Source organism: Rhizobium moroccans (assembly GCF_057559155.1).
Map to the genome: position 1 here is coordinate 129,308 of NZ_JBHFJG010000010.1, position 22,865 is coordinate 152,172.

Below are 22,865 nucleotides of genomic sequence, written 5' to 3' on the forward strand. Positions count from 1 at the left end.
TATTTCTTTCCCATGCGGGCTCTCTCGAACCTTTATGCGGTTCGGGCCCATGTTTCCTGCTGAAATCCAGGACGGGCGCTGCCGGATCTCCGGCGGCCGCATCGGCATGCCGGCGTTTCCGGAGCGGTCCTGGTTCACTCGATCCATGCAAGGAGCCATCAAAATGGACGTGATCATGATCGGAATGGGTGTCGTCAGCTTCGCCCTGTTCCTCGCCTATACACACGCCTGCGACGCGCTGTGAGAGGAGCCATAAAATGCTTCTCGAATATCTCCTCGGCGGCGGCGTCACGCTCTTCCTCCTCGTCTATCTCACCTATGCGCTGGTCCGCCCCGAGCGGTTCTGACCGCCGGATCGACTCAACATTTCGAAGGCTCATCCCATGACACTCAACGGATGGTTCCAGATCCTTCTCTATTGCGGGATCATCATCGCGCTCGCGAAGCCGCTTGGCGGCTACATGACGCGCGTCTTCAACGGCGAGCGCACGCTTCTCTCGCCGCTTCTCCGCCCGATCGAGCGCGGCCTCTATGGGCTTGCCGGCACCGGCGAACGTGAGGAGCAGCACTGGACGACCTATACCGTCGCCCTCCTGCTCTTCAATTTAGCCGGATTCCTCTTTCTTTACACCCTCCAGCGGCTGCAGGGCGGGCTGCCCTTCAATCCGGCCGGCATGAGCGGTGTGCCCTCAGACCTCGCCTTCAACACCGCCGCCAGCTTCGTCTCGAACACCAACTGGCAGAACTACGGCGGTGAAAGCACGATGTCGTACCTGACGCAGATGCTGGGCTTGAACGTGCAGAACTTCCTGTCGGCCGCGACCGGCGTGGCAATCGCCATGGCGCTGATCCGCGCCTTTGCGCGCAAATCGGTACAGACGCTCGGCAACTTCTGGGTCGATCTCACCCGCTGCACACTCTACATCCTCCTGCCCATCTGCGTCATCGGCACGCTGGTGCTGGTCTGGCAGGGTGTTCCGCAGAACCTCAACCCCTATACCGTCGCGACCACGCTCGAGGGCGCGCAGCAGACGATCGCGCAAGGCCCCGTCGCCTCGCAGATGATGATCAAGCATCTCGGCACCAATGGCGGCGGCTTCTTCAATGCCAATGCGGCTCACCCTTTCGAGAACCCGACGGCGCTCACCAACCTCATCCACATGGTCGCCATCTTCGCGATCGGCGCGGCACTCACCAACGTCTTCGGCCGCATGGTCGGTAACGAGAAACAAGGCTGGGCGATCTTCGCCACCATGGGCATCCTGTTCCTGACCGGCGTCACCGTCTGCTACTGGGCGGAAGCTGCGGGCAACCCGCTCGTCCACGCGCTCGGCATCGACGGCGGGAACATGGAAGGCAAGGAGGCGCGTTTCGGCATACCGCTTTCCGCCCTCTTCGCCGTCATCACCACGGCAGCCTCCTGCGGCGCGGTCAATGCCATGCATGACAGCTTCATGGCGCTCGGCGGCATGATCCCGCTCATCAATATGATGCTCGGCGAAATCATCATCGGCGGCGTGGGCGCAGGTTTCTATGGCATCCTGCTCTTCGTCGTGGTGGCGATCTTCGTTGCCGGCCTGATGGTCGGCCGCACGCCGGAATATCTCGGCAAGAAGATCGAGGCAAAGGAAGTGAAGATGGCAATGCTGGCGCTTCTCTGCCTGCCGCTCTTCATGCTGGGCTTTACCGCGGTCGCCGTGGTGCTGCCGAATGCGGTGGCCTCGATCGTCAATCCCGGTCCGCACGGCTTCTCCGAGATCCTCTACGCCTATGTCTCGGCGGCCGCCAACAACGGCTCGGCCTTTGGAGGGCTTACCGGCAATACGCCCTGGTACAACGTCACGCTGGGGCTGACGATGCTCGCCGGCCGCTTCCTGATCATCGTGCCTGCCATGGCGCTTGCCGGTTCGCTTGTGACGAAGAAGGCCGCGCCGGAATCGGCGGGTACCTTCCCGACACACGGACCGCTCTTCGTCGCCCTGCTTCTCGGCGTGATCGTCATCATGGGCGGCCTGGAATTCTTCCCCGCACTCGCGCTCGGCCCGATCGTCGAACACCTGGCGATGCTCGGCGGGCAGACCTTCTGATGTCCCGCCCCGGCTTGCCTAACAAGAACACCCATACTGGAGCCTCGTCATGAGCCAGTCCAAATCCGCGAGCATCATGGATGCCCGCATCCTCGTGCCAGCCATCGGCGGCGCATTCGCCAAGCTCAATCCCAAGAGCCTGGCCCGCAATCCGGTGATCTTCGTGGTCGCCGTCGTTTCCGCCCTTTCCACGTTCCTTCTCATCAGGGACGCGGTGACCGGGGGAGCCGATATCGGCTTCTCCTTTCAGATCGTCATCTGGCTGTGGTTCACGGTGCTCTTCGCCAACTTCGCGGAAGCGGTGGCCGAGGGGCGTGGCAAGGCGCAGGCGGAATCGCTGCGCAAGACCCGCACCGAAACCCAGGCCAAACTTCTCAACGGCAATGGCCGCGACTTCAAACTGGTGCCAGGCACCAGCCTGAAGGTCGGCGATGTCGTGCTGGTCGAGGCCGGCGACATCATCCCCTCCGATGGCGAAGTGATCGAAGGCATCGCTTCGGTCAACGAGGCGGCGATCACCGGCGAATCCGCTCCTGTCATCCGCGAATCGGGCGGCGACCGCTCGGCCGTCACCGGCGGTACGCAGGTGCTTTCCGACTGGGTTCGGGTGCGCATCACGGCCGCCGCCGGCTCGACTTTCATCGACCGGATGATCGCGCTCGTAGAAGGCGCGGAACGCCAGAAGACGCCGAACGAGATCGCCCTCAATATTCTGCTTGCCGGCATGACGCTGATCTTTGTCATCGCCACCGCGACGATCCCGAGCTTCGCCTCTTATGCCGGCGGCTATATCCCGGTCACCGTCCTCGTCGCGCTCTTCGTGACGCTGATCCCGACCACGATCGGTGCGCTTCTTTCGGCGATCGGCATTGCCGGCATGGACCGGCTGGTGCGCTTCAACGTGCTCGCCATGTCCGGTCGCGCGGTGGAAGCGGCGGGCGACGTCGATACGCTTCTCCTCGACAAGACCGGCACGATCACGCTCGGCAACCGCCAGGCGACCGAGTTCCGCCCGGTGTCCGGCGTGACTGCCGAGGACCTGGCCGATGCCGCCCAGCTCGCCTCGCTTGCCGACGAGACGCCGGAGGGCCGTTCGATAACCGTGCTTGCCAAGGAGAAATACGGCATCCGCGCCCGCTACATGCAGAGCCTGCACGCGACCTTCATTCCCTTCACCGCGCAGAGCCGCATGAGCGGCGTCGATCTCGAGGGTTCCTCCATCCGCAAGGGCGCGGTGGATGCGGTGTTGAACTACATCCGGTCGAACGCCGCCGCGACCAGCAGCGACGCCATCCGTGAAGCACAGGGAATTGCCGAGGACATCGCCAAGTCGGGCGGCACTCCGCTTGCCGTGGTGCGCGACGGGCGCCTGCTCGGCATCATCCATCTCAAGGATATCGTCAAGGGCGGCATTCGCGAACGCTTTGCGGAGCTGCGCCGCATGGGCATCCGCACTGTTATGATCACCGGCGACAATCCGATGACGGCCGCAGCAATCGCCGCCGAAGCGGGCGTCGATGATTTCCTCGCTCAGGCTACGCCCGAAAACAAGCTTTCGCTGATCCGCGAAGAGCAGGCCAAGGGCAAGCTGGTAGCCATGTGCGGTGACGGCACGAACGATGCCCCCGCGCTTGCCCAGGCAGATGTCGGCGTCGCCATGAACACCGGCACTGTGGCCGCTCGCGAAGCCGGCAATATGGTTGATCTCGACAGCGATCCGACAAAGCTCATCGAAATCGTCGAGATCGGCAAGCAGCTCCTGATGACCCGCGGCGCGCTGACGACCTTCTCGATCGCCAACGACATCGCCAAGTATTTCGCGATCATCCCCGCCATGTTCCTCGCCTTCTACCCGCAGCTCGGCGTCTTGAACATCATGGGGCTTTCGACACCCCAGAGCGCCATTCTTTCAGCGATCATCTTCAACGCGCTGATCATCGTGGCGCTGATCCCGCTCTCGCTGAAAGGCGTCAAATACCGAGCGATCGGTGCCGGCGCCCTCCTCTCCCGCAATCTTGCCATCTACGGCCTCGGCGGCGTGATCGTGCCCTTCATCGGCATCAAAGCCATCGACATGGCCATCACCGCCCTTGGCCTCGCATAAGGAGCAGTTCCCATGCTGAAACAATTGAGACCCGCGATCGTCCTACTGGTCGCCCTCACCGTCATCACCGGCCTTGTCTATCCGCTCGGCATGACAGGCATCGCCCAGGCGCTCTTTCCCGAAAAGGCGAATGGCAGCCTGATCGAACGAGACGGCCAGGTGGTCGGATCGGCCTTGATCGGCCAGTCCTTCACCGGCGAGCGTTATTTCCATGGCCGCCCATCTGCCGCCGGCGACGGATATAATGCCGCCGCCTCCAGCGGCTCCAACCTCGGCCCGACGAACCCGAAGCTGATCGAGCGCATCAAAACGGATGCCGAGGCATTGAAGGCCGAAAACCCGAATGCAACGGTGCCGATCGATCTCGTTACCACTTCCGGCAGCGGGCTCGACCCGGACATCTCACCCGAAGCCGCCTATTTCCAGATTTCGCGCGTCGCCAAGGCGCGGGGCATGGACGAGCCGGCGGTGCGCGCGCTGGTCGATGCTCATGTGGAGGATCGGCAATTCGGCCTGCTCGGCGAACCTGTGGTCAACGTGTTGGCGTTGAACCTGACGCTTGACGAAGCCAATCCCTGACTTGAAATGGGCAGCGGGCGGCATTTTGCCGGCCGCTGCATTCCCGTTCGGGAGAGAGCCTGCCTATGCCCGATGACAACCGCGACATGGAAAACCGGCCTTCGCCAGACGCGCTTCTGGAAAATGCCGAGCGCGAAGGTCGCGGCCGCCTGAAGATTTTTCTCGGCGCAGCTCCGGGAGTGGGCAAGACCTACGAGATGCTGATATCCGGGCGCGCGCGCCAGGCCGACGGCATCGATGTGGTCATCGGCGTGGTGGAAACCCATGGCCGGAGAGAAACTGAAGCCCTTGTCGACGGTTTCGAGATCATCCCACGCAAGAAGATCGACTATCGAGGCCAGCAGATCGACGAGATGGACCTCGATGCCATCCTCGCACGTCGGCCGGCACTGGTGCTGGTAGACGAACTGGCCCACACCAATGCTACAGGAAGCCGTCATCCGAAGCGCTACATGGATGTGCAGGAAATCCTCGCCCAGGGGATCGACGTCTATTCCACGCTCAACATCCAGCACGTCGAAAGCCTCAACGACGTGGTCGCGCAGATCACCCGCATTCGCGTGCGCGAGACCGTGCCAGATTCGATCATCGATAGGGCCGATGACGTCGAGATCATCGACATCACGCCGGATGATCTCCTCAAGCGGCTGAAGGAAGGCAAGGTCTATGTGCCGGCGACTGCCCGCCGCGCCATCGAGAACTATTTTTCACCCGGCAACCTGACGGCGCTTCGCGAACTGGCGCTGCGCCGCACCGCGCAGCGGGTGGACGAGCAGCTTCTCAACCACATGCAGGCGCATGCCATTCCCGGCCCCTGGGCGGCGGGCGAGCGGGTGCTCGTCTGCCTCGACCACGGCAGAGGCAGCGCGGGGCTGGTGCGCTATGGCAAACGGCAGGCCGACCGGCTACGTGCCCCCTGGGCGGTGCTGCATCTCGAAACTCCGCAGGCGATCAGCCTGCCGGACGAGGAGAAAGACCGGCTCGCCGCCAATATGCGGCTTGCCGAACAGCTCGGCGCCGAAACGGTGACGCTTCCTGCATTGCGCATTTCGCGCGAGATCATCGCCTATGCCAATGCCAACAACTTCACCCATGTCGTCGTCGGCAGGCCGCGAAGACGAGCCTGGTGGCGTATCTGGCAAAGCACCGTAACCGACGACCTCATCCGCTATGCCGGGGACATCAGCGTCCACGTGATCTCGGGCGATGCGACGGAGGAGCCGCGCGGCGGCGTGAAGACTGCAAAACCTCGGCCGGTAAGGATCAGGCCCTATATCCGCAGCGCCGTCTTCGTCGGCCTTGCACTCATCGCCGGCATCGCGCTCGATCAGGCGCTGGACGTGCAGAACCTCGCGCTGGTTTTCTTGATGGCGGTACTGGCGGCTTCCGTGCGGGGCGGTTTGGGGCCCGGCCTCTTCGCGTCGCTCATCGGCGCCCTCTCCTTCAACTTCTTCTTCCTGGAGCCGCGCTATACCTTCACCGTGCGCGACCCAGAAAGCGTCGTGGCACTGGCATTCTTTCTCGGGGTGGCGGTCGTGGCGAGCAATCTGACGGCCGCCGTGCAGCGCCAGGCCGCCGCGGCCCGGCAGCGGGCTCGCACTACCGAAGATCTCTACCTCTTCTCCAAGAAGCTCGCGAGCACCGGCACGCTGGACGACGTGCTTTGGGCGGCAGCCTTCCAGATCGCCTCGATGCTGAAGGTCAGGGTCGTCATCCTGCTTCCCGAAAATGGCACGATCGCCGTCAAGGCCGGCTATCCGCCGGACGACACCCTGGCCGACGCCGACATCGCAGCCGCCAACTGGGCATGGCAGCACAACCGGCCCGCCGGACGAGCGGCCGACACGCTGCCGGGGGCGAAACGCCTTTACCTGCCGCTGCGCACGGGGCGCGAGGCGGTCGGGGTCATCGGTCTGGACAACGACAGGCAGGGTCCGCTGCTCACGCCGGAGCAGCAGCGCCTCTTCGACGCGCTGGCGGACCAGGCAGCGCTTGCGATCGAGCGCGTTCAGCTCGTTTCCGACATCGACAAGGCGAAGCTCGCCGCCGAGACCGACCGGCTGCGCACCGCGCTCCTGACCTCGATCTCGCATGATCTCAAGACGCCGCTTGCGGCGATCATGGGTTCGGCGGGAACGCTCAAGGATTTCGGCCCGGACATTCCCCAAGAGGCGCGGGCAGAGCTGCTCTCGACCGTCATCGACGAATCCGAGCGGCTCAATCGCTTCATTTCCAACCTGCTCGACATGACGCGCCTCGGCGCGGGCGCCATGCAGCCGAACTACGCCTTCCACTTCGTTGGCGATATCGTGGGCACCGCACTCGGACGAGCGTCGAAGATCGCCGCGAGGCACAGGGTCCATGTAGATGCTCCCGCCGATCTGCCGATGCTGAGGGTCGATCCGGTTCTGTTCGAGCAGGTTCTGTTCAATCTCATCGACAATGCCGCCAAATACGCACCCGACGAAACGCGGATCGATATCCGCGCCTGGCGGGACGGAGACAGCCTGCTGCTTTCGATCTCCGACGAGGGGCCAGGCATTCCGTCCGGCGACCTCGAACGTGTGTTCGACAGCTTTTACAGGGTTCGAAAGGGGGATCACGTGCGAGCCGGCACCGGACTCGGCCTTTCCATCTGCCGTGGCTTCATCGAGGCCATGGGCGGCACGATCAAGGCCTCCAACCGACCGGACCGCTCGGGCGCAATTTTCACCATCCGCATGCCGGTGCCTCGCGAAGCGCCGACAATGGGAGAAGACGAATGACCAATTCCGCCGTCCGCATTCTTATAATCGATGACGAACCGCCGATCCGGAAGCTGCTGCGCGTGGGTCTCTCCACACAGGGCTATGCCATCAGCGAGGCGATGAACGCCAAGGTCGCGGCAGAACTCGTGGAGACGGACAAGCCGGACCTGGTCCTGCTCGATCTCGGGCTCCCCGACATGGCGGGTCACGATCTGCTTGAGAAATGGCGCCGCGACGGCATCGATCTGCCGATCGTCATCCTCTCAAGCCGTACCGACGAGGCGGGTATCGTCAGAGCGCTCGAACTCGGAGCCGACGACTACGTGACCAAGCCTTTCGGCATGAACGAGCTCGTGGCCCGCATCCGCGTCGCGCTCCGGCACCGGCTGCAAAGCCACGGCGAAAAGCCGATTTTCCAGACCGGCGAGCTTTCCGTCGATCTCGTCAAGCGCATCGTGAAGGTGGCGGGCGAGGAGGTGAAGCTCTCGCCGAAGGAATACGAAATCCTGCGCATTCTCGTGCAGCATGCAGGCAAGGTACTGACGCACCGTTTCCTGCTGGAGCACGTCTGGGACGGGCTCACCGACGTGCAGTACCTGCGTGTCTATGTGCGCCAGCTTCGCCAGAAGATCGAGAAGACACCCGATCAGCCGCAATACATCCTCACCGAAACCGGCGTCGGCTACAGGCTTCGGGAAGGAATTTAGCCGGCTACGATAAATGGAAGGCATCGCTTCCCGAAAGATTTAACGGAGTCCCTGGAACAGCGGACGATTCACGAGGTTCGACCCTCGACCTTGAACGGTGAATCCGTGAATTGCCATGCCGCAATCGTCTCGAACGGGATTGGAAAGCGAGCCGGATGGCCCTTTAGATCCCCTGCTGACCAACTGTCTTCCTCAATGGGTCGCCCGATCGCTTGAGGCCAACGGCATTCGCCGCCTGAGCGAAGCATCCGAACTCACGGACGGGGAGTTGCTGAAACTGAGAGGCGTGGGGCACCGATCAGTGAAGCTGATACGGGCGGCTATCAGAAGCCTGAAACGACAACGCAAGTTGACATCCAGGCATTGACTTCGCTTCCGTTCATCCGGGTAGGCCGGACATCCCTGCTTGCATTGGGGAGCCGACTTCGCCCTGACAGTCCGTGACTTCGAGCAGTTTCCGCAGGCGGACGACATAGCGTTCCACCAGCGCCCTCAGCCTTGCTTTCTTGAGGCCACCGGCGGAGGCGAACGCGCCTGACCAGAGGCCGATCTGGAAGGCCAGGTAGCAGGCTTCGAAGAACGTGAGGACGTCTTTACGCAGATCGCAGTCCGTCTGCTGCGCGATGGCCGCGGCGAGCCGATCCCGCTCCGCGCCGGAAAGATCGAACTCGACGCCGGCGGCGGCGACATCCCAGGCGATATCCTGGCAGCCGACGAGATCGTGCGCGGCATTGTGGTCGAGCGCATCCGTCTTCACCAGCCGGCCGTCGCCGGTCATCAGCCATTCCCAGGCGTGAAGCCGGTTATCCGTATCGACCCGGCGAAGCCGGCGGGAAAACCTCCCAACGGGACCAATCTGCTGTCTAAGCCTTTCCGCCGCGTCTTCGCCGAGCGCCTCGCTGGTATTGAAAACCGCCATACGACACAGCTCCTCGGGCGACGCACCTCTACCGGGTGGAGCAAGATGACGCGCACGAAAGCCGAGATAGCGGCCGAGGTGATCGACGAGCTGCCCTCGCGGTAGGGTGATCGTATTCAGCGGGGTCCCATCGACCCATTTCTCTACCAGGAAACCGTGGCAGGTGCCGGCCACTTCCGGCGTGAAACCGGCTTCGTGCAGGAGGGCGCCCCGACGCGTCTTCTCCTTGTCGCTCCCACCAAGACCGGCATATTTGACGAGCCAGTTCCCGTCATCCGCCCGCATCAGGAATTTCCGCTTTTCCATCTGCATGTGGCTCGGCGGCCAAAACCGCTCGTCAGGATGGCGTAGCGCGCGCCAGGCACCGCCGGAGAGATCCTGCCAGGATCTTTTCCTGGCGCCAACGAGATCGGCCACCCAGGTCGAAAGGCGGTGAGCGGGCTCCCGCGTATCGATAATCAGCTCGTCCATCGAAACGTGGTGACGGGGGCGCTCCCTCCAGAACTTTCGATGCGCCGCGCTTGCCCGTGGACCGGGATCGCCCGGATGGCTGGGAAAGAAATGTATCCGGCCGGCGGGCACGCCATTGGCCTGCAGCCAATCCGCGACGCTGCCGAAGGAGCTTCCCGAGAGGCCAGGTCCCTCGTCAACGATCGCGAAATCGCGGTCCCCCTCACCCAGAATGCGTTTAGCAAGCGCCGGCGCGACCCGCAGGCGCCGGTCGAAGGGGTGGCCTGACGGACGCAGCGACCAGGCTGGCCCGGAGCCGAGGGCGGCGGCCACGAGCGCGGCAAGACCTGTGCCGATGCTGCGAAGCCCGATCACGACAGTCCGGACGGTCAATCCCGACCTCGACGCCGCCTCGATATAGCTTTCCGGATAAAGGGCATAGAAGGCATAGCCTTCTCCCCGCTTCACGCGCAGCGGTTCGGCGCACTCCAATTCCTGCAGCAGGTCCGGCCACTGCCGGGGCAGCGACAGTTCGCCGGCAAAGCCGCTCCGCCACGACTGCATGATGGCTCCGGCCTGCGCGTGAAGAAGTTTCGCGCCCGTCTCCTGGACAAACGAAAGATCATCCACGCCCTTTTCGGCAAACTCCCGATCCGCCAGTCCCTGGACCAGTTCTCCCGTGGCGATGAAAGCGTTCACCAGTGCCTCATGTCGCGGCCTGCCGGGAGGCATCCGCAAGCAACCGGCAAGCGTCTCGGCGATCTCCCCGCGCATCACGGCCGATCGTTCGACACGTTCGAGGTCGCCATAGACCAGCATCGACATTTCTCCCTTTCAAGCCTGAAGCCAGCCTTCTTGCCGCAACTCCGAGAAAATGAAGTTTTCCTGGAACACATGGCGCCGCGGTTTGTTCGCAGGCTTTGTAGATGCTGGAGAAAAAGATGGTTTCGAGATCCATTCGCGTCGGCCTGGTCGGAGTGGGAAACTGCGCTTCCTCGCTGGTCCAGGGCCTGACCTATTACCGTAACGTCCAGGACAACGAGCCGGTTCCAGGCCTCATGCATGTCGATCTCGGCGGCTATCAGGTGAGCGACATAGAGATTTCCGCCGCCTTCGACGTCGCCGCGTCCAAGGTGGGGCGCGACGTGGCGGAAGCCATCTATGCCAAGCCGAACAACACGAAGCGGTTTGCCGATGTCGCGCCGACCGGCGTTGCCGTGAAACGCGGCAGGACGCTCGACGGGATCGGCAAATATCTCAGGGACGAGATCGAGGAAGCGGCCGAACCGGAAGCGGATGTGGCCGAAATCCTGCGACGGACACGCACGGACGTGCTCGTTTCCTATCTGCCGGTCGGCTCCGAAGAGGCGACCAAATGGTATGCCGAACAGGCGCTCGCCGCCGGCTGCGCCTTCATCAACTGCATTCCGGTCTTCATCGCCTCAAAACCGGAATGGCAGAGGAAGTTCGCCGCGCGCGGCCTGCCGGTCATCGGCGACGACATCAAGAGCCAGGTGGGCGCCACCATCGTCCATCGAATGCTCGTCAATCTCTTCCGCGAGCGCGGCGTGCGGGTAGACCGCACCTACCAACTCAATTTCGGCGGCAATACGGATTTCCTCAACATGCTGGAGCGCGAGCGGCTGGAATCGAAGAAGATTTCCAAGACTCAATCGGTCACCAGTCAGCTCGATGTTCCCTTGCCGCCCGATGATGTGCATGTGGGGCCGAGTGACCATGTGCCCTGGCTCGCCGACAGGAAATGGGCCTATATCCGCATCGAGGGAACCACCTTCGGCGGTGTTCCGCTGAATGCGGAGCTCAAGCTCGAGGTGTGGGATTCTCCCAATTCGGCCGGCGTGGTCATAGACGCCGTACGCTGCGCGAAACTCGCGCTCGACCGCGGCGTGGGCGGCGTGCTGACGGGCCCATCCAGCTATTTCATGAAGTCGCCGCCGCAGCAATTCACCGATCACGAGGCGCGACGGAGGACGCAGAATTTCATCGACGATCAGGAAGATATCCTGCGCGGGGCGGCCGAATGACGGTGACGTTCTTCCTGGTCCGCCATGCCGCCCATGACGATGTCGGGCGCTTTCTGGCCGGGCGGAAGGAAGGCATCACGCTCGGGGCGGCCGGCAAGGAGCAGGCCCGGCGCCTGGGGCAAAGGATGCAGCGGGAAAAGATCAGCGCGGTTCACACGAGCCCCCGCGAGCGTACGCGGGAAACGGCCGTGGCCATCGTGGCCGCCTGCGGGCTCGGCGAGCCGGAGATCACGGATGCGCTGGACGAGGTGAATTTCGGCGACTGGTCGGGCAAGACCTTCGAGACGCTTGATGCGGACCCCTCATGGCGCCGGTGGAATACGATCCGCAGCCTTGCCCGCACGCCGGGCGGCGAAACCATGCTGGATGTGCAGCGCCGGGTGCTGGAGCTGATCGCAACCCTTGCGGCCGGTGATGGCGGCGGGAGATTTGTGCTGGTTTCGCATGCCGATGTCATCAAAGCGGCGGTCAGCCATGTGCTGGGCCTGCCGATCGACGCCTGGCCGAGGTTCGATATCGCGCCCGCTTCGGTTACCAGCATTGCGGCCGGTCACTGGGGCGCGAAAGTTCTGACCCTCAACGAGACGATTGCATGAAACCCAGGATTCTGGAGAAAACGCATGATCGAAGCCACGATGATCTGGAACGAACCGAACAACAAATCGCACTGGGACCCGGAGCTCGATCCGGACTGGAGCCAGTTTGCCCGCATGGCCATGCTCGCCGCCGATTCAATCGGCGCGAAGAATCCCGACCTGATCCGGGTCCTTGGCGGAATCTCGCCGATCGATCCGCATTTCATAACGCGAATGCGCGATTTCGGTGTGCTCGACCACCTCGATGCCGTGGCTGTTCACGGTTTTCCGCTCGACTGGAACCTCTGGCAGATCCACGAATGGCCTGCCAAGATCGATGAAATCAGGGCCGTGACCGACCTGCCGGTCTGGGTGAGCGAGGTCGGCGTATCGACCTTCGGCGCGGAAGAGGTGCAGCTCTGGGGACTGAAGCGCACCGCCGAGCTGCTGAAGGGCAAGGTGGAGCGCTGCCAGTGGTACAGCCTCTATGATCTACCCCGCGCCTGGGAAGCGACGACGCGCCACCGGGAGGCCGAAGGCTCCTCCTACTATCGCCACTACTACATGGGCCTTCTGCGGGAGGACGGTACGCCGAAACCGGCCTTCGATGAATTCGTCAGGCACACGCCGGAATTAGGCCTCGTGCAATGGTTCCACTTCGAGGACCCGAGGCTTACGGATGCCGTGAACTGGATGAAGCGGCTCGGAGTCAAATCCGTCCGCACCGGCCTTTCATGGGCCGACCGGTTCCGCCCCTATGCACTCGACTGGTTCGACCGCCAGATGCGCGCGCTCGAGGATTTCGACGTGACGGTCACCTTCTGCTTCACGCCGGAACATCGCGGCGTCGGCGCGCATCATACGAGCCCGCCTTTCGTGCCGGAGGAATTTGCGGCCTTCTGCAGCGAAATGGTGGAGCGCTACGCTCCGCGGCAGACCGAAAGGCCGGCTCGCGGCGGTAGCCGCTCCGCCGTCCGGCCATTCGCGCTGGAAACCTCGCCGACCTTCGGCAGCAGATAAGTGAGCCTAATCCCGCCCCTCAGCGCCCGGCGGAGCGAGCCGAAGGGAAAACCTGCGGCTTGAAAGCGAAATCCTTGTCGAACGGATAGGTCTGGCGCAGCTTGCGGTGCCGCTCCAGCCGCTCGACGAACTGGTCGACGACGCCCGGCGAAAGCGCCATCAGGTTCGGATTGGCGATCGGCGCGAGTTCCGGCGAAAGATAGCCGGATTTCACGACGATGATCCTGGCGTGGTGCGGATCGAGGCCGAGCCGGGTGAAATCGGCGATGTTGTGATAGGGCCGGCGCTTGGCCGAGAGCACCAGCTCGATGCCGCCGATGACGACCACGGCCTGACGGTCGGCCGGATCGGTGGTTTCGTGCAGGAACTTGACCCGAGCAAGGGTCTTCACCGGCCTGCTTCCGATCGTATCGAGCGAAGCGCCGATCGAAAGATCGAATTCGGCGCCAATGCCGGCAGCATAGCAGGCATCGGTTGCTGCCCTGTCGGCAATGCCTGCGAAGACGACGCCCTGCGCTTTCCTCGCTATCAGCTCCGCCAGCACTTCCGCGCGGTCGCCGACACCGCCGCCCGTCGGATTGTCGCCGGATTCGGCCAGCACCACCGGCGCGGTCCTGCTGGCGATCGCCCTCTCCACGCATTCCTCGATCGACCCGGTCTCGCAGCCGAAAACGAATTTCTCGCGCGCATCCCAATAGGCTTGTGCGACGCGCCTCGCCTCCCGCTCCAAGACCGCTCGGTTCGTGCCGGTCATGATCGCGGCTGCCGTCGCACGCGGTTCGTCGGCCCAGACATAGCCCACCATCAGGGACGCATCCCAGACGCATTCGATCGCGTCGATCTCCGGCAGCATGGCATAGAGGCTCTTTGCCGGCTCATCGACCGTGCTGGTACGTTCGCCAGGCAGTACGACGGGAATGGGAGCCCAGACGAGGATCGGCTTCACCCCGGTCTTCAGGCTCTTCACCAGCATGGAGACCGAGCGGCGCATCGTCTCCTCCACATCGATATGCGGCGCGGTGCGATAGGTGGAATACATGTCCAGAGCGTCGATGATGCGCTGGCTGACATTGCCGTGCAGGTCGTAGCTCGCCGAAACGGTGCAGTCCGGTCCGACCAGATCGCGGGCGGCGGTGATCCAGTCACCCTCGGCATCCTCCATGCCCTGCACATACATGGCGCCGTGCATGGCGAGATAAAGCCCGTCGAGCGGAAGGAGCGCCTTCAGGCGCTCCAGGAACTCCGCCTTGAAACGCTCATAGGTGGAGCGCGATACCGGACCGCCGGCAATGGCGCGAGCATGAATGGTGGGCAGGAATTCCGCTTCATAATCCTTGAGGAAGGCGAAATAGGGCGATGCCGTCAGCTCCTCGCCGCGCACCACGCGAAAGTCCTTCTCTTCGTTTAGGACGGGGTTGTAGGTGCTGCATTCGATATGGATGCCGCCGACGGCGATGCGCATGGGAAACCTCAATTCACGTTGGGGCCGATCAGAAAGTTGTGGGCTGCGATGCTGGCCGCGCCGCGTGCCCAGATATCGCTATCGACGCGCTTGATGCGGATCGGCGTCTGGCCTGCATATCTGGGCAACACGTTCATTTCGACGGATTGCTGCACCACCGTGCCGAACAACCCATCGAAGGAGCCTTCGAGATGGGTGATGAGGATGAGGCCCGGATCGTTCATCTGGATCAGATGCGCGATCGCGAGGCCGAGCGCCGAACCCGCCCGGTGGAGGATGCGGATGGCCGCCGCATTGCCGGCCGATGCCTGGTGTTCGATATCGGAAAGGGATGTGCATTCCAGTCCCTCGGCCCGCGACATTTCCTTGATCGCCTTCATCGAGGCGACCGTATCGAGGCAGCCGCGCTTGCCACAGCGACAGGGCGCGCCGCCGGGCTCGATGGTGCAATGGGCGATCTCGCCCGCGCCGCCGTGATTGCCGCGGTAGAGCCTACCCTCGATGAAATGGGCGCAGCCTATGCCGTCGCCCAGCGAGACGACGCTGAAGTTCTGGACCTCGCGGGCGCTACCGAAGAGCTTCTCGCTGACCGCGACCGCCTTCGCATCGTTCTCGATGAAGGTTTCGATGCCCGTCCGTTCACGGATGATCCTGGCCAGCGGAACGTCCTGCCAGCCGAGCAACGTTGATTTCACGCAGTTCGCCTGGGTCTCGTCGACGAAGCCGGAAAGCGCTACGCCAATGCCGGAAAGCTTTTCCTTCGCGTCGGGCCGGCTCCCGAGCAGAGCCGGCAGGCCTTCCGCAATCGCGTTGGCAATCACTTCCGGATCCCGCGAGAGTGGCATCGCGCATCTTGCGATGATGCCGCCGTTGAGATCACCGAGAATCATCGGAGCCGGGTCTTCGAGGAGCGAGACGCCGACGAAGAACGCGCATTCCGGATGCAGGTCGAGCCGTATGGAAGGTCGCCCCTGACCATAGATCGTTTCCGTCTCGTGCAGCACGCCGCGATCGAGCAGGTCGCGGGCGAGACCGCTCATGGCCCCTTTGCTCAAACCCAGAATATTGGCCATCTCGGTGCGGCTGAGCGGGCCGGACTCGCTGATGACGCGCAACAACTGGCGTTGGGAGGAAGTGAGCATCGCGTTCAAGGGCGGTATCCGGGATTTGGAAGTGCTTGACACTAAGTTCAGAAAATGAACAAATCAACGGCAATAACTATAAAAAATGATCTAAGGCGGCAGCGATCCGCCCTGTTTCAACAACAATCAGGGGTGAACGATCATGAACATCTTCCACCGGAATCCATCTAAGGCCAAACGCCTCGCGCTGGCGGCTGCCGTTGCCGGCAGCCTGATGATGCCTGCCGCAGTCATGGCGGCGACACTGAACGTCATGCAGAGCGAAGCGCCGCGTTCCATGGACCCCGGCGACCAGACCGCCACGTTTACCGCCGCCCTGCTCGACCCCATGTATGAAGGGCTTATCAAGCGCGATCCCGATCTCTCGCTGAAGCCGGCGCTGGCCACCGAATGGTCTTCCGATCCTTCCAGCCTCGTCTGGACCTTCAAGCTGCGCGAGGGTGTGAAATTCCATGATGGCACGCCCTTCAATGCCGATGCCGTGGTCAAGAACTTCAATCGCCATCTCGATACCAAGCGTGGCCTTGCCGCAAGCGGCAGGCTGCGCACCTTCCTCGAAAGCGTGACCGCCGTCGATCCCATGACGGTGGAGTTCAAGCTGAAGACCCAGTACCCGGCCTTTCTCGCGCTTCTGAGCACGGGGCCCTGCCTGATGGTGAGCCCCGCTGCGGAAGCCGCCGGCACGATCGGCAGCCAGGCGGTCGGCACCGGCCCCTACAAGCTCGCCGAATACAAATCCGGCGAATACGTGCTGCAGGTGAAGAACACCGATTGGTGGGGCGGCGCGCCGAAGGGCGAAGACGAGATCAAATGGACCTGGACAGCCGAGCCCTCGGTGATGAACATGGCGCTCCAGAGCGGCGAGGTGGACGTCGTCAATCCCTTCCCTTCCGCCTTTGCCGCGCAGGCGGACGCCAATCCGGAGATGAAGCTCAGCAAGACGGATGGTTCAGCCGTCTTCTGGGTGTCACTCAACACGAAGATGAAGCCCCTCGACGACGTGCGGGTACGTCAGGCGCTGAACTACGCGACCGACCGCGAAGGTATCGTGAAAGCCTTCACTCAAGGGTTCGCAACGCCTGCGAACTCGCCACTCGCGCCAGTCACGCCTGGCTATGACAAGTCGCTTGCTCCCTATAGCTATGACATCGAGAAGGCCAAGACTCTGCTTGCCGAAGCCGGCTATCCGGACGGTTTCGAAATGTCGACCATCGTGCAGGAGCAGGAGGCGCGCATCGGCGAACTCCTTCAGGCCATGTGGGCCAAGGTCGGCGTGAAGCTCGACGTCCGCCGCATGGAAAGCGGCGTGTGGTCCAAGGCGGCCTTCCAGGACCCCGCCGGCAAGGAAGCGGACGGCACGGCCTCGGCGATCGCCTCCTGGTCTTCCGGCGTGAACGGCGCGGACCTGCAATTCCGCCCGCTCTATTATTCCGCGAGCGCTTCGCCGACCGGCGCCAATCTCGGCTTCTTCAGCGACGAGAAGCTGGACGGCCTCATCGACAAGGCGGCTTCCACGCTCGATGAAACCGCCCGCAACGCGATCTATGTCGAGGCACAAAAGCTGGTGAACGAGCAGGCGCCGCATGTGCTGCTCTTCACCAAACAGGACCTCTATGCGGCCGGCGCCAATGTGAGCGGCGCCTGGATCATTCCGGGCGGCCTCATCGTGGTCAAGGACGCAACCAAGGAGTAGCCGGGTGCCGGGCGGTTCGGCCGCCCGTATCCAGCCGGAATAGCGGTCGATGAAAGCCTATATCGCCAAGAAACTGCTGGCCTTGCCGCTGATCCTCATCGGCGTTTCGCTCATCGTCTTCGTGGCGATCCGGGCGCTGCCGGGCGATCCTGCCCGGTTGATGGCCGGTCCGGAAGCGACCCAGGAGGCGGTCGATGCCATGACCGGGCGGCTCGGCCTCGACCGCAGCCTGCCCGAACAATATGCCTCCTTCGCCCATGGCGCGATCCGGGGCGATCTCGGCATATCGATCAAGTCGAAACTGCCGGTGGTGGACGAAATCGCCGAGCGCCTGCCCTTCACCATTGGCCTCGCTATCACCGCCTATATTCTGGCGATCGGCATTGGCGTACCGGCCGGCATGATCGCCGCCATCCACCGGCACGGCTGGCCCGATCAGGCGGTCATGATCCTGGCAATCGCCGGTGCGTCCGTCGCCAATTTCTGGCTGGCGCTGATGGCGATGAACACGTTCTCCGTCAAGCTCGGCTGGCTGCCGCTGCTCGGCGCTTCTTCCTGGAAGAGTTTCATTCTACCCTCGATCACGCTCGCCGTGCTGCCGATGGCCGTGATTGCCCGAATGACCCGCTCCAGCATGATCGAGGTGATGTCGCAGGACTATATCCGCACCGCCTATGCCAAGGGTGTCGCGCCGCGTTCCATCTACTGGAGCCATGCGCTCCGCAACGCGTTGATCCCGATCATCACCATTGTCGGCCTCAATTTCGGCAGCCTGATCGGCGGGGCGGTGGTCACAGAATCCGTCTTCAACTGGCCGGGCATCGGGCGGCTGCTCGTCGATGCGGTGCGCTATCGCGACTATCCGGTCATCCAGGGCGTGACACTGGTCGCCGTGACGGGCGTGGTGATGATGAACTTCCTCGCCGAAATGCTGATCGCCCTCCTCAATCCCAAGATAAGGCTCGACTGATGGCGGCGCTCGAAACCGGAATGGAAACCGTGCGCCGATCCTGGCTGGTCCGCAGCCTGCGCTGGGTGGCATCCCACAGAAGTATTGCTCTCGGTGGTCTGCTGATCGGGTTGATTGTGCTGGCTGCCATCTTCGCACCGATGATCGCGCCTGCCGATCCATACGAGCAGGATCTGCTTGCGACCATGCTGCCTCCCTCCTGGGGACATCCTTTCGGCACCGATGACAGCGGCCGGGACATCCTCTCGCGCGTTCTTTACGGCGCGCGCATTTCGCTCATCGAGGTCGTGCTCGCCGTCGGACTTGCCGTCATCCTCGGCGTTCCGCTCGGCATTCTTTCCGGCATGAGCGGCCACTATCTGGACCAGGCGATCATGTGGATCATGGATATTCTCTTCGCCTTCCCCGGCATCGTGCTCGCCATCCTCATCGTCAGCGTGCTCGGCCCGGGCCTCGTCAATCTCCTGATCGCGATCGCAATATTCTCCGTGCCGGTGTATGCTAGGCTTAGCCGCAACCTCACGCTCGGGCTGAAAAGCCAGGAATATGTCGAGGCGGCTATCTCGCTCGGCATCTCCCGCCGCCGCATCATGACACACTACATCCTGCGCAACGCCATCGGGCCGATCATCGTGCAATCGACGCTCACCGCCGGCACGGTGATCCTTTCGGCAGCAAGCCTTTCCTTCCTCGGGCTCGGCGCCCAGCCGCCGCTTCCCGAATGGGGCGCGATGATGAGCGATGGCCGCAACTACCTCGGCCTCAACATCTGGATGTCGCTGTTTCCGGGGCTTGCCATCATGATAACCGTGCTCGGCTTCAACATTCTCGGCGACGGCCTGCGCGACCTTCTGGATCCGCGCAAATGAGCGGTCCCGTCTACTGCGTCGATATCGGCGGCTCGTTCATGAAGTTTGCGGTTTCCACCTCTCCGGGCGCGCTCGAGCTCCTGGAGAAGGTAGCGACACCGGCGAACTCGTGGAGCGAACTTGCCGCCGCCCTCGCCATGCTGCTCGACCGCCATGCCGGCGCAGGAGCGCCCACATCGCCACTTGCGCTTTCGATCGCCGGCCTCGTCGATCCGCGCGACGGGATCGCGACCTCGGCAAATGTCCCCTGCGTGACCGGCCGGCATCTCAGCACCGCGCTGGCGGCAATCCTCGGCCGACCCGTTCTTGCCGCAAACGATGCCGATTGCCTGACACTCGCCGAAGCCAATGAAGGCGCCGGGCGCGGACATTCCGTCGTTTTCTGTGCGATCATGGGGACCGGCATCGGCGGTGGACTTGCCATCGACGGACGGCTCGTGAAGGGCGCCGGCGGCGTGACCGGCGAATGGGGGCATGGGCCGATCCTCAACACCTCGGTCGACCTTCGGAATGGTGAAGGGCCTATCCACATACCACGCTTTTCCTGCGGCTGTGGGCAATCCGGCTGCGTCGATACGATCGGCGGGGCACGCGGCATCGAGCGGCTGCATCTTCATCTGCATGGCCGGACAGAGAGCAGCCACCGCATTCTGGAGGGATGGCAAGCGGGCGAAAGCCGTGCGGCGAGGACGGTCGCCGTCTATCTCGAACTCGTCGCCGATCCGCTGGCGCTTGCCGTCCATATTACCGGCGCCTCGATCGTTCCCGTCGGCGGGGGTCTTGCATCGGTGACGCCGTTGATCGACGCTCTTGATGCGGCCGTGCGTGGGCGCGTCCTCAACCGCTTCGAGCATCCGCTGGTGACGCCGGCGCTTCGCCAGGAGGACGGCGGGCTGGTGGGCGCCGCGGTGCTCGGTCATCAGGGAGGCTGAAATGCGCATTCTTCTCGAAATCTGTGTCGATAGCCCGCAGGGCCTGGCTGCGGCTATCGAAAGCGGCGCGGACCGCGTCGAACTTTGCTCGGCGCTCGATGTCGGCGGCCTTACCCCTTCTCCCGGCCTGATGGCGCTTGCCGCGCAAGCGCCGATCCCCGTCTACGCGATGATCCGGCCACGCGCTGGCAATTTCGTCTTCGATGGCGATGACGAGGCCGGGATGATGGCCGATATCGACGCGGTTCGCGCAGCCGGACTTGCGGGCGTGGTGATCGGCGCCAACCACCCGGACACGACGCTTGATCTTTCGCTTCTCCAGCGGCTGATGGAACGTGCCCGAGGCCTCGGCGTCACGCTCCACCGCGCCTTCGATCTTATCCCCGATGCGGAAGCGGCGCTGGAACAGGCCGCGAGCCTCGGCGTCGAGCGCATCCTCACCTCCGGACTTGCGACAACCAGCCTGGATGGCATCGACGTATTGAAACGCCTCGTAAGGCAGGCGGGCGGCCGCGTCTCGATCATGCCAGGCGGCGGCGTCAATCTCGCCACCGTCGAGCGGGTGGTAATGGAAACAGGCGCGAGCGAGGTCCACAGCTCCTGCCGGCGGCTCGTTGAAAAGAAAGACGAGCGAGCGGCCGCCTTCGGCTTTCAGCCGCCTCAGGCCTACGTCACCGACGCCGGGATTGTGAAGGAAATGCGCGCCTTCCTCGATCGCCTTTCCAGATAGCGTACCCTGAGCGACAGGCCTACGTCATCCGACATGGCTCCGCGTCCCGAAATCGCCCATTCCGAAAAGACCAAGAGAATACAAGGAGGAACGCAGCACCGGGGCGGCACTAGACGCTTTCCGTTTGACAGAAGATATAAGAGGTCATATCTCTTTCAAGTGAGGAGCGATCTTGCGGAGGCAGGGTCATGGTGGCGCAGGAGGAGCACTGATGAAGCCAATCTTCAATACGATATCGTCGATCCTGATCGGGTCCGCGCTGCTTATGCAGCCTGCTTATGCCGAAACACCGCCCAATATGCTGGTGGTCGGCTTTTCAATGAACAATATCCTGACGCTCGATCCGGCCGCCATCACCGGCAAGGAGGCCGTCCAGGTTCTGGCGAACATATATGATAACCTGGTTTCGCTGAACGCCGCCGACCGCTCGAAGGTTGACCCGCAACTGGCGGAAAGCTGGACGGTCGGCGACGACAATTCCACGATCACCTTCAAGCTGCGCGAGGGCGCCACCTTCGCGTCGGGAAATCCGGTGACCTCGGCCGACGTCGTCTGGTCGCTCAAGCGGGTGATGAAGCTCAATCTTGCGCAATCGACCTCGCTGAAGACGCACGGCTTCACGGCCGCCAATGCGGAAGAGAATTTCACCGCGCCGGACGAGCATACCGTCGTCATCAAGCTTCCGAAGAAGGTCGATCCACAGATCATCATCATGACGCTCTGCCTTGTCGGTCCGGGGTCGGTGCTCGACAGCAAGGCCGTGACGGAGCAGGAGAAGGATGGCGACCTCGGCAATGCCTGGCTGACCAATAATTCGGCGGGCTCCGGTCCCTTCAAGCTCGAGGGATGGCGTTCCAACGAGCGGGTGACCCTCGACCGCAATGACGAATACTGGGGCGACGCTCCGGCGATGCGCCGCATCATCATGCGCCATCTGGCCGAATCCCAGAGCCAGCGCCTGATGCTGGAAAAGGGCGATATCGACATTGCCTATTCCATGTCGGCAGCCGACCTGAAGGCGCTCGAGAACAATGAGGACGTGAAGGTCCAGACCATCGGCGGCAGCGGCTTCTACTATCTCGCCGTTTCCATGAAGGACGAGAAGTTCAAGAACCCGAAGGTTCGCGAGGCGCTGCGCTACCTCATCGACTATCAGGGGCTCAACGACAGCGTCCTGCCCTATTTCGGCAAGTTCCGCGACCGTCCGATCCAGACCGGGATCTCCGGCGCTCTTCCCAGTATCGGTTACAAGCTGGACGTGGAGAAGGCCAAAGCCCTGCTTGCGGAGGCCGGCTATCCGAACGGCTTCTCGACGTCGCTCCGGGCGATTTCGGACACTCCATTCGTGAATCTCGCGCCGGCCATCCAGGCGACGCTCGCCCAGGCCGGCATCAAGGCAGAAATCATCACCGGTTCCGGCGACCAGATCTACGGCGCGATGCGCGAACGGAAGTTCGAGCTTATCGTCGGCCGCGGCGGCGGCGGGCAGTTGCCGCATCCAGACTCGAATCTGCGCTCCATCGTCTACAATCCCGACAATTCGGACGAGGCGAAGCTAACCAACTTCCAGGGCTGGCGGACCTCCTTCTACGACGAGAAGATCAACAAGATGATCGACGAGGCGCTCGTGGAAGCCAATCCGGAGGCTCAGGTCAAGAAATACGAGGAAATCCAGACCTATTACGCCGACATGGTTCCAGCCATCCAGCCATTCGCCGAGGTGGTCGACAGCGTCGGCTTCCGCGCCGACATCAGGGGTCTGGAGCTCAACGCGTCCTGGTCGACTGAACTTCGTACCGTGACGAAGGAACGATAATCGCCTGCCGCCCCCCGG

At 63.0% G+C, this 22,865-nt stretch carries 19 protein-coding genes; 16 read left to right on the plus strand and 3 right to left on the minus strand.

Features of this window, described 5'->3' with window-relative positions:
• Positions 1-49: 49 nt before the first annotated feature.
• The 7 genes from ACE04I_RS07970 to ACE04I_RS08000 all read left to right on the plus strand — a co-directional run bounded on the left by ACE04I_RS07970 (position 50) and on the right by ACE04I_RS08000 (position 8,224).
• Positions 50-244, plus strand: a complete 195-nt coding sequence (locus tag ACE04I_RS07970) for a hypothetical protein (protein WP_487206938.1) — start codon at positions 50-52, stop codon at positions 242-244.
• Positions 245-257: 13 nt separating this feature from the next.
• Positions 258-347 (plus strand): K(+)-transporting ATPase subunit F, encoded by a 90-nt coding sequence (gene kdpF, locus ACE04I_RS07975; RefSeq protein WP_487206939.1) that lies wholly within the window; start codon positions 258-260, stop codon positions 345-347.
• A 36-nt stretch (positions 348-383) separates the two neighbouring features.
• A complete protein-coding gene (gene kdpA / locus ACE04I_RS07980; RefSeq protein WP_487206940.1) occupies positions 384-2,087 on the plus strand; it encodes a potassium-transporting ATPase subunit KdpA in 1,704 nt (567 codons plus the stop codon).
• Positions 2,088-2,136: 49 nt separating this feature from the next.
• Positions 2,137-4,191, plus strand: coding sequence for a potassium-transporting ATPase subunit KdpB (gene kdpB / locus ACE04I_RS07985; RefSeq protein WP_487206941.1), 2,055 nt, complete (start codon positions 2,137-2,139; stop codon positions 4,189-4,191).
• Positions 4,192-4,203: 12 nt separating this feature from the next.
• Positions 4,204-4,770: a potassium-transporting ATPase subunit KdpC gene (gene kdpC / locus ACE04I_RS07990; protein WP_487206942.1), complete on the plus strand. Its 567-nt coding sequence runs from the start codon at positions 4,204-4,206 to the stop codon at positions 4,768-4,770.
• Positions 4,771-4,835: 65 nt separating this feature from the next.
• Positions 4,836-7,535, plus strand: coding sequence for a sensor histidine kinase (locus tag ACE04I_RS07995; RefSeq protein ID WP_137326574.1), 2,700 nt, complete (start codon positions 4,836-4,838; stop codon positions 7,533-7,535).
• Positions 7,532-8,224 carry a response regulator transcription factor gene (locus ACE04I_RS08000; RefSeq protein WP_046793776.1) on the plus strand — a complete coding sequence of 231 codons (693 nt, stop codon included), beginning with the start codon at positions 7,532-7,534 and terminating at the stop codon, positions 8,222-8,224. Before ACE04I_RS07995 ends, ACE04I_RS08000 begins: the two co-directional genes overlap by 4 nt.
• 379 nt (positions 8,225-8,603) lie before the next feature.
• On the opposite strand, the gene ACE04I_RS08005 is transcribed toward ACE04I_RS08000, so the two are convergent.
• Positions 8,604-10,412 (minus strand): hypothetical protein, encoded by a 1,809-nt coding sequence (locus ACE04I_RS08005; RefSeq protein WP_487206943.1) that lies wholly within the window; start codon positions 10,410-10,412, stop codon positions 8,604-8,606.
• Between the two features lie 122 nt (positions 10,413-10,534).
• Here ACE04I_RS08005 and ACE04I_RS08010 point away from each other — a divergent pair, with 122 nt between their 5' ends.
• From ACE04I_RS08010 to ACE04I_RS08020, 3 genes are read left to right on the plus strand one after another with little or no spacing between them, the layout of a single operon-like run.
• Complete coding sequence (locus ACE04I_RS08010; protein ID WP_487206944.1) at positions 10,535-11,638, plus strand: inositol-3-phosphate synthase; 1,104 nt, start codon at positions 10,535-10,537, stop codon at positions 11,636-11,638.
• Positions 11,635-12,234, plus strand: a complete 600-nt coding sequence (locus tag ACE04I_RS08015; protein WP_487206945.1) for a histidine phosphatase family protein — start codon at positions 11,635-11,637, stop codon at positions 12,232-12,234. Before ACE04I_RS08010 ends, ACE04I_RS08015 begins: the two co-directional genes overlap by 4 nt.
• 24 nt (positions 12,235-12,258) lie before the next feature.
• The gene (locus tag ACE04I_RS08020; protein ID WP_487206946.1) at positions 12,259-13,233 is read left to right on the plus strand and encodes a glycoside hydrolase 5 family protein; all 975 of its coding nucleotides are present in this window, start codon (positions 12,259-12,261) and stop codon (positions 13,231-13,233) included.
• 19 nt (positions 13,234-13,252) lie between these two features.
• Here ACE04I_RS08020 and ACE04I_RS08025 read toward each other — a convergent pair whose 3' ends face one another.
• On the minus strand, positions 13,253-14,695 hold the full coding sequence (locus tag ACE04I_RS08025; protein ID WP_487206947.1) for a M81 family metallopeptidase: 1,443 nt from the start codon (positions 14,693-14,695) through the stop codon (positions 13,253-13,255).
• A gap of 8 nt (positions 14,696-14,703) precedes the next feature.
• A complete protein-coding gene (locus ACE04I_RS08030; protein WP_487206971.1) occupies positions 14,704-15,837 on the minus strand; it encodes an ROK family protein in 1,134 nt (377 codons plus the stop codon).
• 142 nt (positions 15,838-15,979) lie between these two features.
• On the opposite strand from ACE04I_RS08030, the gene ACE04I_RS08035 reads away from it, so the two are divergent.
• From ACE04I_RS08035 to ACE04I_RS08060, 6 genes are all read left to right on the plus strand, one after another.
• Positions 15,980-17,530 (plus strand): ABC transporter substrate-binding protein, encoded by a 1,551-nt coding sequence (locus ACE04I_RS08035; RefSeq protein WP_487206948.1) that lies wholly within the window; start codon positions 15,980-15,982, stop codon positions 17,528-17,530.
• A 49-nt stretch (positions 17,531-17,579) separates the two neighbouring features.
• Entirely contained in the window at positions 17,580-18,500 is a 921-nt protein-coding gene (locus ACE04I_RS08040) for an ABC transporter permease (protein ID WP_487206949.1), read from the plus strand.
• On the plus strand, positions 18,500-19,369 hold the full coding sequence (locus tag ACE04I_RS08045; protein ID WP_046793769.1) for an ABC transporter permease: 870 nt from the start codon (positions 18,500-18,502) through the stop codon (positions 19,367-19,369). Before ACE04I_RS08040 ends, ACE04I_RS08045 begins: the two co-directional genes overlap by 1 nt.
• Positions 19,366-20,301: an ROK family protein gene (locus ACE04I_RS08050; protein WP_487206950.1), complete on the plus strand. Its 936-nt coding sequence runs from the start codon at positions 19,366-19,368 to the stop codon at positions 20,299-20,301. The genes ACE04I_RS08045 and ACE04I_RS08050 overlap by 4 nt, the downstream gene beginning before the upstream one ends.
• Position 20,302: 1 nt before the next feature.
• Complete coding sequence (locus ACE04I_RS08055) at positions 20,303-21,031, plus strand: copper homeostasis protein CutC (RefSeq protein WP_487206951.1); 729 nt, start codon at positions 20,303-20,305, stop codon at positions 21,029-21,031.
• A gap of 211 nt (positions 21,032-21,242) precedes the next feature.
• Positions 21,243-22,847, plus strand: coding sequence for an ABC transporter substrate-binding protein (locus ACE04I_RS08060; RefSeq protein WP_487206952.1), 1,605 nt, complete (start codon positions 21,243-21,245; stop codon positions 22,845-22,847).
• The last annotated feature ends 18 nt before the right edge of the window (positions 22,848-22,865 follow it).